We start from the raw sequence: 12,636 nt of genomic DNA, 5'->3' as shown, positions 1-12,636 counted from the left end.
AACGGGAGGTGACGATGCTCGACGACGCGAGCGCACGCGCAGCGGTCGTGGCTGCCGCCGACCGGCTGTTCTACGCGCGCGGCGTCCAGTCCGTGGGGATGGACGCGGTCCGCACCGAGGCCGGGGTGTCGCTCAAGCGCATCTACGCGCTGTTCCCCTCCAAGGACGACCTGGTCGTCGCGGTGCTGCGGCACCGCACCGAGCAGTGGGACGCGGGGATCGCGCGCGCGGCGGCTGGTGCGACCGCGCCCCGCGACCGGCTGCTCGCCGTGTTCGACTTCCTCGACGCGTGGTTCCGCGAGGACGGGTTCCGCGGGTGCGCGTTCATCAACTCGTTCGGCGAGCTCGGCGCGACGTCGCCCGCCGTCGCCGCGGCCGTGCGCGAGCACAAGGAGTCGTTCCAGCGGTACGCGCGCGACGTCGTGCGCGAGGCCGGCCTGCCTGACGACGTCGCGCTCCAGGTCGTCCTGCTCGCCGAGGGCGCGCAGACGACGGCGGCCATCACCCAGGACGTCGACGTCGCACGTCAGGCACGCCGGGCAGCCGAGGCGATCCTCGACGCGGCGGTCCCGGCGACCGCCTGAGCCCGCGGGCGCGTGCGCGTGGGGACCCCGGCGTCGGCGCACGGCACTTCCTGAGGATGGATGTGGGAGCGATTCCACGACACGCCGAGAGAGCGCTTGCTCGGCGACCTCCCGCGCCCGTAGGTTCACGGACGGAGGGCCGAGGAACGGCCCCCGCCCCGGTGCAGAGTCGCGCCGAGAGCACGTCGCGCACCGTGGCGAGACGCAGGCGGCAGCCGCCGCCGGACCTGGAGGATCGATGGACCTCGCACGTCAGCGTTCACCCCGTCCCACGCCCCGGCGGGGTGCCCGCCCACGACCCGGTCGGCCACGACGTCGTCCGGCCCCGCGCCTCGGCGAGACCGCGCGCCGCGTCGTCGCGGTCGCGGTCACGACGCTCACCGTGAGCGCCGGAGCGCTCGTGGCGGCCCCCGCCGCGACCGCTGCGCCGGGCGACATCATCTGGTCGGACGAGTTCGACGGCGCCGCGGGCTCGGCCCCGAGCTCCGCCCGCTGGAACCACGAGACGGGCGCCGGCGGCTGGGGCAACGCCGAGCTCCAGAACTACACGACGTCGCGCGCGAACTCCGCGCTCGACGGGCAGGGCCACCTCGTCATCACCGCACGGCGCGAGGCCGACGGGTCGTACACGTCCGCGCGCATGACGACCCAGGGGAAGTACCAGCCGCAGTACGGGCGCGTCGAGGCCCGCATCCAGATCCCGCGCGGCCAGGGCATCTGGCCGGCGTTCTGGATGCTCGGCGGCAACCTCCCCGGGGTCGGCTGGCCGACGTCGGGCGAGATCGACGTCATGGAGAACGTCGGCTTCGAACCGCACCGCGTGCACGGCACCGTGCACGGGCCGGGGTACTCCGGCGGCGCCGGCATCACGGGCATGTACCAGCACCCGCAGGGCTGGTCGTTCGCGGACGACTTCCACACCTTCGCCGTCGACTGGAAGCCCGGCGAGATCACCTGGTTCGTCGACGGCCAGCAGTTCCACCGCGTCACGCGCGCGAGCGTCGGCGCCAACGCGTGGGTGTTCGACCAGCCGTTCTTCCTCATCCTCAACGTCGCGGTCGGCGGACAGTGGCCCGGGTACCCCGACGGCACGACGCAGCTCCCCCAGCAGATGAAGGTGGACTACGTGCGGGTCTACGACAACGGCTCGGGAACCTCGAACCCGCCGAACCCCGGCGGCGGCCTCCCGACCGGGACCGGGACGATCCGGATCGCGAACGGGTACTGCCTCGACGTCCCGTGGGGCCAGACGCACGACGGCAACCGCGTGCAGATCGTCCCGTGCAACGGCAACGCCGCCCAGTCGTGGACGCGGGGGAGCGACGGGACCATCAGGGCGCTCGGCAAGTGCCTCGACGTGAGCGGCAGCGGCACGGCGAACGGCACGGCGGTCCAGCTCTGGACGTGCAACGGCACGAACGCGCAGAAGTGGACCTACGACGCGGGGGCGAAGACGCTGCGCAACCCGCAGGCGGGGAAGTGCCTCGACGCCGAGGGCGGCAACCCGCTCTACGAGGGCCAGCGGTTCGTGATCTGGGACTGCCACGGGTCGACCAACCAGCAGTGGACCTTCTGACCCGTCCGCAGCCGAGCGATGCGTCCGCGTGCGAGTGCTGCGTCTCCGGACGCATCCCTCGCGCGCGGACGCATCTCTCGCCGGGTCATCCGGCGCCGCGTTCCCCGGTCGACGGGTCCGCGACCTCCGCGGGGCGCGGGCCCAGCCGGCTCGCGACCATCGGGAGCACGATCACCGACAGCACGCCCGCGCCGACGAGCGCCGCGCCGACGCGCGACGTCATCGCGCCCTGCTCGACCGCGATCTCCGTGAGGGCGACGAGCAGCGGCAGCGCGGTCGCGGCGTAGAGCGCGGTCTGGACGCGCTCGACCGACGGCAGCTCGCGTCGGAACCACAGCAGCACCGGTCCGCCCCGCACGACCACCATGAGCACGAAGAACGTCAGCGGCAGCAACGGCGACGCGACGATCGAGTCGATGTCCAGGCCCATGCCGGAGCTGACGAAGAACACCGGCACGAACACGCCCCACGCGACCGCGTCGAGCTTCTTCTCCAGCGCCTCGACGTCGCCCGGCGCCCAGCGGCGCAGCACCATGCCGCCGACGAACGCGCCCAGCACCGCGTCGAACCCGAGCCCCGCGGCGAGCGCGAGCAGCGCGACGAGCAGCAGCACCGTGAGGCGCAGCGTGCTCTGGCCGGTCCCGTGCTCGGCCGCGCTGAAGAGGCGGTCGCCGCCGAGCGCCTTGATGCGCCCCAGCCGGCCCGGCAGCGCGGACAGCGCGATCGCGACGACGGCGAACAGCACCAGCAGGATCGCCGCGACGCCGCTCTCGCGCGTGCCGAGCAGCACCGCCATCGCGACGATCGGCCCCAGCTCACCCACCGCCCCGACCACGAGCACGGCCCGCCCGAGCCGTGAGCCGAGCTGACCGCCGTCGCGCAGGATCGGGAGCACGACGCCGAGCGCGGTGGTCGTGAGCGCGATCGCCCCGGCCGCCACCTTGTGCGGCGAGCCGTCGCCCACGACCACGAGCACCAGCACCGCGCCGACGACGAGCGACGTCAGCCACGCCGCCCCGGCGCGTCGCCCGATGCGCTGGCGCAGGAGGTTCGGCTCGAGCTCGTACCCGGCGAGGAGGAACAGGAAGCCCATGCCGAGGTCGGAGAGGAGCGTGACGTCGGCGGGCGTCGCGAGGTCGAGCGCCGACGGCCCGATGAGGATGCCCCCGAGCAGCAGCACGACGACCTGCGGCACCCGCGACCGCACCGGCATGAGGCCCGCGAGGAGCGGCGCGAGCAGCGCGACGACGAACACCGGGACGAGCGGGGCGTAGACGTTCACGGGTGGGCTCCGGGTGGTCGGTGGACGGCGGGTCCCAGGATCCCGCAGCGCCCCGGCTCGCGCGCGGCGGGACGGGCCCGACGCCGTCGTGCCGGTTGACGACGCGTCGCGCCCCGGCCTACGGTCGGCGCAGCCGCGGGTTCCCGCGGCCCTGGATCGGCAGACAGGACCACTGAGCCGGCGCACCGTGGCGCCGGAGCCGCGCCCCGGTGAGCACGAGCCACCAGGAGGCACCATGACCAGCACCCGCACCTGGGTCCGCGACCCGCTCGGCGTCTTCACCGCGGACGACTCCCCCGACGCGCCGGACGCGCGGGGCGGGGTCGTCGTCGAGGACGGGGTGATCGTCGAGGTGGTCGCGGCGGGAGCGCAGCCGTCCGCCCCGGTCGACGAGACGTTCGACGCGTCGCAGCACGTGCTCACGCCCGGCCTGATCAACACGCACCACCACTTCTACCAGACGCTCACGCGCGCCTGGGGGCCGGTCGCCGACGCCCCGCTGTTCCCCTGGCTGCAGCGCCTGTACGCGGTGTGGGCGCGGCTCACGCCGCGCGACCACGAGCTCGCGACGACCGTCGCGCTCGCCGAGCTGCTGCTGTCCGGCTGCACGACGGCAGCCGACCACCACTATGTGTTCCCGGCCGGGCTCGACGACGCGATCGACCTCCAGGTCGCCGCGGTGAAGCGGCTCGGGATGCGCGCGACCCTCACGCGCGGGTCCATGACGCTCGGCCAGGACGACGGCGGCCTGCCGCCGCAGTCGGTCGTGCAGAACCTGGACGTGATCCTCGCCGACTCGCAGCGCCTCGTGGAGAGCTACCACGAGCGGGGCGCCGGGGCGCAGGTCCAGATCGCGCTCGCGCCGTGCTCGCCGTTCTCCGTGACGACCGACGCGATGCGCGAGAGCGCGGCGCTCGCGGAAGACCTCGACGTGCGCCTGCACACGCACCTCGCCGAGACGATCGACGAGGAGGACTTCTGCCGCGAGCGCTTCGGGATGCGCACGGTCGACTACCTCGAGTCGGTCGGCTGGCTCACCGACCGCGCGTGGCTGGGGCACGGCATCCACTTCGACGACGACGAGGTGCGCCGCCTCGGGGCCGCGGGGACCGGCGTCGCGCACTGCCCGACGTCGAACATGCGCCTCGCGTCCGGGATCGCCCGGGCCGTGGAGCTCGAGGACGCCGGTGCGCCCGTCGGGCTCGGGGTCGACGGCTCGGCGTCGAACGACGCCTCGACGATGATCCTCGAGGCGCGCCAGGCCCTCTACCTCCAGCGCCTCAGGTACGGCGCGGACATCCCCGTGACCCGCGCGCTCGGCTGGGGCACGCGCGGGTCGGCGCGCGTCCTGGGCCGGGATGACGTCGGCGTGCTCGCCGTCGGCAAGCAGGCGGACCTCGCGCTGTGGCGCCTCGACGAGCTGCGCTTCTCCGGCTCCCACGACCCGGTCGCGGCGCTCCTGCTGTGCGGCGCCGACCGCGCGGACCGCGTCATGGTCGGCGGCGAGTGGCGGGTCGTCGACGGCGCGGTCCCGGGCCTCGACCTCGACGCCCTGGTCGCGGAGCACTCGGCCGCGGCCCGGCGCCTCGTCGCGGGCTGAACCCGCTGCCGGGCGGGGACGTGCCCGGTCGCCGACCGGCGCGTCCCCGCCGGCTCAGAGCTCGCGGTAGTAGTGGACGACGGGGAGCGCGGTGAAGCCGCTCGACTCGTACAGGGCGCGGGCGGCGTCGTGCCCCGGGTCGCCGCCGGTCCAGACGTTGGCGTACGCGCACCCGGCGTCGCGCAGGAGCTGCAGCGCGGCGTCCACGAGGATCCTCCCGACGCCCTCGCCCTGCGCGTCGGGGTCGACGGCGATGATCTCGACGTCGCCGGTGCGGGCTCCTTCGGCGGGAGGCTCGCCGATCACCGCGGTCGCGAACCCGACGACCCGGCCGGCCCGCTCCGCGACGACCGTCGTCGCGGGGTGCTTCTCGCACGTGCCGCGCACCTCCGCCTCCTGGCTGCGCCGCCAGTCGGGGTACGCGAGCCCGTAGAGGCGCTCGCCGAGGATCTCCCGCCACGAGGCGAAGGCGTCCTCCCACGCGCGCAGCGACAGGTCGGCGACCGCGTCGAGGTCCGTGGAGCGGTAGGGGCGGAGCGTCGTGGTCACCGCTGGAGGCTACGGAGGCCGGGCGGGCCGGGGCCAGTGCTTTGACGTCGACGTCGTACCAGGCCGTCGCCGCAGGCCACGTGCGAGTTGCCGGGAGGGGCTTGACACGCGTCACACTTGGCGTTCGAATAGTGGAAGTAGTTTTCCGCCAAGCGGAACGATAGCTGACGAGGAGGTCCGCTATGAACGCGCGAGCCACGAGGGCCACGGACGGCGCAGAACGGCGTCCGGTACGCCCCGAGGACGAGCGGCTGCCCATCGGGTCGACGTTCGGGTACGGGTTCCAGCACGTGCTCACGATGTACGGCGGCATCATCGCCCCACCGCTCATCGTGGGCGGCGCCGCCGGGCTGACCGGGGCCGAGATCGGGACGCTCGTCGCGGCGTCCCTCTTCATGGGCGGCCTCGCGACGATCCTGCAGACGCTCGGCATCCCGTTCTTCGGGTCGCAGCTCCCGCTCGTGCAGGGCGTGTCGTTCGCGGGCGTGTCGACGATGGTCGCGATCGTCAACGGCGGGGGAGGGATCCCCGGCGTGCTGGGCGCGGTGCTCGTCGCGTCGGCGGTCGGCCTGCTCATCACGCCGTTCTTCGCGCAGATCATCCGGTTCTTCCCCCCGGTCGTCACGGGCGTGGTCATCACGACGATCGGTCTGACGCTCATGCCCGTCGCCGCCAACTGGGCCATGGGCGGCAACGCGAGCGCGCCCGACTACGGCTCGGTGAGCAACATCGGCCTCGCCGCGCTGACGTTCGCGATCGTCATCCTGCTGTCGAAGGTGGGCAGCGGCACGATCTCGCGCCTGTCCATCCTCATCGCGATCGTCGTCGGCACCCTCATCGCCCTCGCGCTGGGCAAGGCGGACTTCTCCGGCGTGGGCGACGGCCCGGTCGCCGCGTTCCCGTCGTTCCTCGGCTTCGGCGCCCCGACGTTCGAGATCGCCGCGATCATCTCGATGCTCATCGTCATCCTCGTGACCCTCACCGAGACGACGGCGGACATCATCGCCGTGGGCGAGATCGTCGGCACCAAGGTGGACCGCAAGCGCATCGCGAACGGCCTGCGCGCCGACATGGCGTCGTCCGTCGTCTCGCCGTTCTTCGGCTCGTTCACGCAGTCGGCGTTCGCGCAGAACGTCGGGCTCGTGGCCATCACGGGCGTGAAGTCGCGGTTCGTCGTCGCGGCGGGCGGCGCGATCCTCGTGGTCCTCGGCCTCCTGCCGGTCCTGGGCCGCGTCGTGGCCGCGGTCCCGACGCCGGTCCTCGGCGGTGCGGGCGTCGTGCTGTTCGGCTCCGTCGCGGCATCCGGCATCCGCACGCTCGCGAAGGTCGACTACTCCCGGCCGATGAACCTCATCATCGTGGCGGCGTCGATCTCGTTCGGCATGATCCCCATCGCCAAGCCCGACTTCTACGACCAGTTCCCCACGTGGTTCGGCATCATCTTCCACTCGGGCATCAGCTCCGCCGCGGTCATGGCGATCCTGCTCAACCTGCTGTTCAACCACGTCAAGCTCGGCAACCCGCCCGACCCGTCCGTGTTCGCCGCGGGCGCCGAGCACGGCGCGAGCTCGGTGGACGAGGACGACCTCGACGACCTCGAGGACGACGGCGTCATCAACGGATCGACCCGCCGGCCCGCGGCCACCGACACGGTCCCGCCGGCGGAGCCCGCGGCGAACCCCGCGCCCGTCGCGGGCGAGCAGCAGGTCGACGGGGCGCCCTCCCCGGCGCCCGAGGCGGCGCCCGCGGGTGGTGCCGCCGACGGCGAGAGCACGACTCCCCGGCAGCACGCGGTCGCCCCGCTCCCGCGGACCGCGACCCCGTAGGCGCACCCGGCGAGCAGGCACAGCGTCGTGCCCGACGCCGCCCCGCACCCGAGCGACCCCCTCGCGCCGGGTGCGGGGCGCCGTCGTGCCCGGGCCGTGTAGCGTCGTGGGTCGGCGTCGAGCACGACACCGGCACCCCGACCGCAGGACCGCACCATGAGCGCCCCCACGCCCGAGCACCCGGCACCGACCGCGAACGACGCACCGACCGAGAGCCCGGCGGCCGACCACCTCGGGCACGGGCTGCGGACGCGGCACCTGACGATGATGGGGCTGGGCTCCGCGATCGGCGCGGGCCTGTTCCTCGGCTCGGGCGTCGGGATCGCGACCGCCGGGCCCGCCGTGCTCGTGTCGTACGCGATCGCGGGCGTCGTCGTCATCCTCGTCATGCGGATGCTCGCCGAGATGGCGAGCGCGCGGCCCGCGAGCGGGTCGTTCTCCGTGTACGCGGAGGAGGCGCTCGGGCCCTGGGCCGGGTTCCTGCTGGGCTGGCTCTACTGGTTCATGCTCGTCATGGTGCTCGGCGCGGAGATCACCGGCGCCGCGCGCATCGTCACCGGCTGGTACCCGGACGTGCCGCAGTGGGGCGTCGCGCTCGTCGTGGTCGTCGTGTTCGCGGTGATCAACCTGTGGGGCGTGCGGCAGTTCGGCGAGCTCGAGTTCTGGTTCGCGTTCGTCAAGGTCGCGGCGATCGTCGGGTTCCTCGTGGTCGGCGTCCTGCTGGTCCTCGGCCTGCTGCCCGGGACCGACCCCGTCGGCACGTCGAACCTCCTGGGCCACGGCGGCTTCGCGCCCGAGGGATGGGCCGGGATCGCCGCGGGGCTGCTCGTCGTCGTCTTCGCGTTCGGGGGCATCGAGATCGTCACGATCGCCGCCGCGGAGGCGCGCGAGCCGCGCACCGCCGTCGCGCGCGCGACCCGCAGCATCGTGTGGCGGATCCTCGTGTTCTACCTGGGCTCGGTCGCGATCATGGTGCTCGTCCTGCCGTGGGACTCGCCGCTGCTGGCAGAGAGCCCGTTCGTCGCGGTGCTCGACCTCGCCGGGCTCCAGGGGGCGGCGCGCGTCATGGAGGTGGTCGTGGTGATCGCGCTCCTGTCGGCGTTCAACGCGAACGTCTACGGCACGTCCCGCATGGCGTACTCGCTCGCCGGGCGCGGCGACGGGCCGCGGGCCCTGCGGCGCGTGTCACGTCGTGACGTGCCGTGGGTCTCGGTGCTCGTCTCGGTGTTCTTCGCGCTCGTCGCGGTCGGGCTGAACTGGCTCCTGCCCGAGGCGCTGCTCGGCATCCTGCTCAACGCGGTGGGCGCGGCGCTGCTCGTCGTGTGGGTGCTCGTGGCGGTGTCGCAGCTCCGGCTGCGCCGCCGGATCGAGTCGCAGGCGCGCGCGTCGGGCGAGCCGATGACGTTGCGCATGTGGGGCTTCCCGTGGCTCACGTGGGCCGTGCTCGCGGGCCTCGCGGCGCTCGCCGTCCTCATGCTGACCGACGACGCCGCGCGCGCCCAGCTCCTGTCCACGGCCGGTCTGGTGATCGTCGTCCTGGCCCTCTACGCGGTGACACGCGGCGGCCGTGCACGCCGCGTCGCGTCGGCGGAGGCGCGCCGGGGCACGTGAACCGGAGGTGACCCGAGGTGACCTGCGCGGACACCGGGGCCGAACACCGCGTGCACGGACGTGCGCCGACGACGGTGCACAATGAACGGATGACCTACCGCGTCCTGAGGCTCATCCTGTCGCTGCTCGCCTACGTGCTGCTGCGACCACAGGTGACCGGACGCAACAACATCCCGCGCAACGGGGCGGTCATCCTCGCGAGCAACCACCTGTCGTTCATCGACTCGATCCTCATCCCGATCGTCGCGCCGCGGCACGTCACGTTCCTCGCCAAGGCCGAGTACTTCACGGGCCGCGGGCTCAAGGGCCGGCTCTCGCGCTGGTTCTTCACGACGATCGGCATGATCCCCGTCCAGCGCGACGACCCGCGCGCGGGGCAGCGCTCGCTCGAGGACGCCCTCGAGGTGCTCCAGCGCGGCGGCGCGTTCGGCATCTACCCCGAGGGCACGCGCTCGCGCGACGGCAAGCTGCACGCGGGCCGCACCGGTGTCGCCTGGCTGGCGCTCGCGGGCCACGCCCCGGTCGTCCCCGTCGCCGTGCGCGGCACGGACAAGGTTCAGCCGATCGGCAAGCGGATCCCGCGCCTGCACCGCGTCCAGGTGCACTTCGGCAAGCCCATCGACCCGCAGCGCCAGATCACGGCGGGCACCAAGCCCGCGCAGGCGCGGCGCGAGCTCACGGACGAGGTCATGGCGTCGATCCACCGCATGAGCGGCCAGGACCTCGCGGCCTGACGCTCAGAGCGAGCTCAGCCCGAACGCCGTCGCGAAGCCCAGCACCGTGACGAGTCCGGTGACCGGGCCGCCGAACTCCGTCGCCTCGGGGATCATCGTGTCGACGAGCATCGTGAGCAGCGCCCCGGCGGCGAACGCCTGCGTGATCGCCACGACCGCGGGCGACGCGCCGTCGAGCGCGACGTAGCCGATCCCGGCCGCGAGCGCCGAGACCAGGGTCGTCGACCCCCACAGCACCCAGAGCCGTGAGGGCTTCGTGCCCGCCTTGAGCAGCCCCGACGTCGCGGACATCGCCTCGGGAAGGTTCGAGACGAACACGGCGGCGAGCATCGCGACGCTGACCCCGCCGCCGCCGATGAGCGTCGCTCCGAGGACGACCGACTCGGGGATGCCGTCGAGCACCGTGCCGAGCGCGATCGCCGCGCCCCCGGTCCCGCCCGCCGCCTGGACGGACTCCGCCTGCACGCCAGTGGACCGCTTGCGGCCCTCGCCGCCCATCCGGTCGATGATGCGGTCGCCGACGAAGAACGTCAGCGCGCCGCCCGCGAGGCCGGCGAGCAGGACGAGGCCGCTCGCGTGCGTGGACGCGTCCTCGACGAGGTCGTACGCGACCGCGCTGATGAGCACGCCCGACCCGAACGCCATGATGAGCCCGACGAGCCGCTGGCCCGGCGGCCGCCAGAAGACGAGCGCCGCGCCGAGGAGCAGCGACGACGCGCCGACGAGGCCCCACCAGAACCCGAGCATGCGCCCATTGGACCAGCGGCCGGGCGGGACCGCGCGGGGACGGGCGGTCGGCTCGTACGGTTTCCCCCGGCCGGGGGAGGCGCGCCCTGCCCGGTCCCGGGAGACTGGGGCCATGACGCCCGACGACGCCCGCCCGACCCGTGCGGCGACCGCGCCGGGGCCGGGCGGGTGGGGACGGGTGGTCGCACCGCTGCGCAGCGCGACCACCGTCCGGGCGGGCGTCTACCTCGTGGTCGGCGGCGTGGTCGCCGGCGCGTACGTGACGCTGGTCGCCGGGTTCGTGCAGATGTTCGCCTCGCTGCAGACGCCGCGCGTCGCGATCCTCGTCCTGGCCCTCGTCTCCGCGGTCCTCGTGAGCACGCCGCCGTTCCTGGCCACGGTGCGCTCGCTGGAGATCGCGGCGGCCCGGACGTTCCTCGACGTCGACGTGCCGCTGCCCGCGCCGGGAGCGCCCGCGCCCGGTGCGGCCACGCGCTGGCGCGCCGCGGCCTGGTACGGGCTGCACCTCACGCTCGGTGCCGCGGTGCTCGTCGTGGTGCTGTTCCTCGTCCCGGTCGCGACGCAGCTCGTCCTCTCCGCGACGGGCGTCGAGCCGGTCCTCCTCACCGACTGGCGGCCGTGGGAGGCGCTGCCCGCGTGGACGTGGCTGGTCACCGCGGTGCTCGCGCTGCTCGCCGTCCCGTACGTCGTCGCGCTCGCGCGCGCGATGCTGCGGCAGGCGGCCCTCCCGCTCCTCGGGCCCGACCAGACGGAGCGCATCGCGGAGCTCGAGGCGGCGGCCGACCGCGACGCCGAGCGGGGCCGGCTCGCACGCGAGCTGCACGACTCGGTGGGCCACGCGCTGACCGTCACGACCCTGCAGGCCGCCGCGGCCGCCCGCCTCCTCGACCGCGACCCGGTCGCCGCGCGTGCCGCGCTCGCCGCGATCGAGGAGACGGGCCGCACCGCGATGGCGGACCTCGACCACGTCCTCGGGCTGCTCCGCGCGGACGGCGCCTCGGCCACGGGCGGCGCCCCGCCCGCGCCCGTGCGCAGCCCGGCGCGCACGCTCGACGACCTCGACGCCCTGCTCGACGACGCGCGCCGGACCGGGGCGGACGTCCGGCGCACGGGCGGCGACGCACGGGTCGACGTCCCGCGCGCGGTCTCGCAGGAGGCGTACCGCGTCGTCCAGGAGGCGCTCACGAACGCGCTCCGGCACGCCCCGGGCGAGCCGGTCGCCGTCGGCGTGGCCTCGGGTCCGGGCGGCGCGCTCGTCGTCGAGGTGCGCAACCCGCTCGTGCCGGGCACGCGCCGTCGGGCACCCGACGCCCCCGGTCGCGAGCGCCGCGGCCTCGCGGGCATGCGGGAGCGGGCTCACCTGCTGCGCGGGGACGTCTCGGCGGGTCCCGCGCCCGACGGCGGCGCGTGGGTCGTGCGCGCGACGTTCCCGCTGGCAGGATCGGGCGGATGACCGACGGGACGACGCGCGTGGTGCTGGTGGACGACGAGCCTCTGGTGCGCACGGGACTGCGGGTCATCCTCGACGCCGAGCCCGACCTCGAGGTCGTCGGCGAGGCGGGCGACGGGGCGGAGGTGCCGGGGGTCGTCGCGCGGGCGCGCCCCGACGTCGTGCTCATGGACGTGCGCATGCCGCGCGTCGACGGTATCGCCGCGACGCGCGCGCTCCTCGCGCGGGGCGACGCACCCCGCGTGCTCGTCCTCACGACGTTCGAGAACGACGACCACGTGCTCGACGCGCTGCGCGCGGGCGCGCACGGGTTCCTGCTCAAGCGCGCGCGGCCCGAGGAGGTCGCGCAGGCCGTGCGGGTCGTGGCGCGGGGCGAGTCGCTCCTGTTCCCCGACGCGGTGCGCCGGCTCGCGACGGCCCGCCCGCCCGCGGGTGACGAGCTGCGCGCCGCGCACCTCACCGAGCGCGAGGGCGAGGTGCTGCGGCTCGTCGCGCAGGGGTTGTCGAACGCGGAGATCGCGGGCGAGCTCTACCTGGGCGTCGAGACGGTGCGCACGCACGTCGGCAACGTCCTCGCCAAGCTCGGGGTGCGCGACCGCACGCAGGCCGTCGTGCGCGCCTACGAGTCCGGGTTCGTGCGGGCCGGCTGACCGGCCGCGAGCGTTCCCCCGCGCGGG

At 74.5% G+C, this 12,636-nt stretch carries 11 protein-coding genes; 8 read left to right on the top strand and 3 right to left on the bottom strand.

Going from position 1 to position 12,636, the window contains the following annotated elements; translation table 11 throughout:
- Positions 1–14: 14 nt before the first annotated feature.
- Positions 15–584 (top strand): TetR/AcrR family transcriptional regulator, encoded by a 570-nt coding sequence (locus JOE63_RS00740; RefSeq protein WP_204543360.1) that lies wholly within the window; start codon positions 15–17, stop codon positions 582–584.
- A gap of 382 nt (positions 585–966) precedes the next feature.
- The gene (locus JOE63_RS00735; protein WP_307839878.1) at positions 967–2,160 is read left to right on the top strand and encodes a ricin-type beta-trefoil lectin domain protein; all 1,194 of its coding nucleotides are present in this window, start codon (positions 967–969) and stop codon (positions 2,158–2,160) included.
- Between the two features lie 85 nt (positions 2,161–2,245).
- Here the strand turns inward: JOE63_RS00735 and JOE63_RS00730 are convergent, their stop codons facing one another.
- Positions 2,246–3,442 (bottom strand): cation:proton antiporter, encoded by a 1,197-nt coding sequence (locus JOE63_RS00730; RefSeq protein ID WP_204538320.1) that lies wholly within the window; start codon positions 3,440–3,442, stop codon positions 2,246–2,248.
- A 235-nt stretch (positions 3,443–3,677) separates the two neighbouring features.
- Between JOE63_RS00730 and JOE63_RS00725 the strand changes: the two genes are divergently transcribed.
- A complete protein-coding gene (locus tag JOE63_RS00725) occupies positions 3,678–5,042 on the top strand; it encodes an 8-oxoguanine deaminase (RefSeq protein WP_204538318.1) in 1,365 nt (454 codons plus the stop codon).
- 54 nt (positions 5,043–5,096) lie between these two features.
- On the opposite strand, the gene JOE63_RS00720 is transcribed toward JOE63_RS00725, so the two are convergent.
- Positions 5,097–5,591, bottom strand: coding sequence for a GNAT family N-acetyltransferase (locus tag JOE63_RS00720; RefSeq protein ID WP_204538315.1), 495 nt, complete (start codon positions 5,589–5,591; stop codon positions 5,097–5,099).
- A gap of 182 nt (positions 5,592–5,773) precedes the next feature.
- On the opposite strand from JOE63_RS00720, the gene JOE63_RS00715 reads away from it, so the two are divergent.
- From JOE63_RS00715 to JOE63_RS00705, 3 genes are all read left to right on the top strand, one after another.
- A complete protein-coding gene (locus JOE63_RS00715; protein WP_239576562.1) occupies positions 5,774–7,417 on the top strand; it encodes a nucleobase:cation symporter-2 family protein in 1,644 nt (547 codons plus the stop codon).
- 156 nt (positions 7,418–7,573) lie between these two features.
- Positions 7,574–9,028, top strand: coding sequence for an amino acid permease (locus tag JOE63_RS00710; RefSeq protein ID WP_204538312.1), 1,455 nt, complete (start codon positions 7,574–7,576; stop codon positions 9,026–9,028).
- Positions 9,029–9,117: 89 nt separating this feature from the next.
- Positions 9,118–9,762, top strand: a complete 645-nt coding sequence (locus JOE63_RS00705; protein ID WP_087470316.1) for a lysophospholipid acyltransferase family protein — start codon at positions 9,118–9,120, stop codon at positions 9,760–9,762.
- A 3-nt stretch (positions 9,763–9,765) separates the two neighbouring features.
- Here JOE63_RS00705 and JOE63_RS00700 read toward each other — a convergent pair whose 3' ends face one another.
- Positions 9,766–10,509 (bottom strand): ZIP family metal transporter, encoded by a 744-nt coding sequence (locus JOE63_RS00700; RefSeq protein WP_087470315.1) that lies wholly within the window; start codon positions 10,507–10,509, stop codon positions 9,766–9,768.
- A gap of 112 nt (positions 10,510–10,621) precedes the next feature.
- Between JOE63_RS00700 and JOE63_RS00695 the strand changes: the two genes are divergently transcribed.
- Both JOE63_RS00695 and JOE63_RS00690 read left to right on the top strand, forming a co-directional pair.
- A complete protein-coding gene (locus JOE63_RS00695; RefSeq protein ID WP_204538308.1) occupies positions 10,622–11,962 on the top strand; it encodes a sensor histidine kinase in 1,341 nt (446 codons plus the stop codon).
- The gene (locus JOE63_RS00690; protein WP_087470313.1) at positions 11,959–12,609 is read left to right on the top strand and encodes a response regulator; all 651 of its coding nucleotides are present in this window, start codon (positions 11,959–11,961) and stop codon (positions 12,607–12,609) included. The genes JOE63_RS00695 and JOE63_RS00690 overlap by 4 nt, the downstream gene beginning before the upstream one ends.
- Positions 12,610–12,636: the final 27 nt, after the last annotated feature.

Origin of the sequence: Cellulosimicrobium cellulans (assembly GCF_016907755.1) — a bacterium.
Classification (GTDB): domain Bacteria; phylum Actinomycetota; class Actinomycetes; order Actinomycetales; family Cellulomonadaceae; genus Cellulosimicrobium; species Cellulosimicrobium cellulans_D.
The sequence above is the reverse complement of the archived record's forward strand: the minus strand, read 5'-3'. Positions and strand labels throughout refer to the sequence as shown.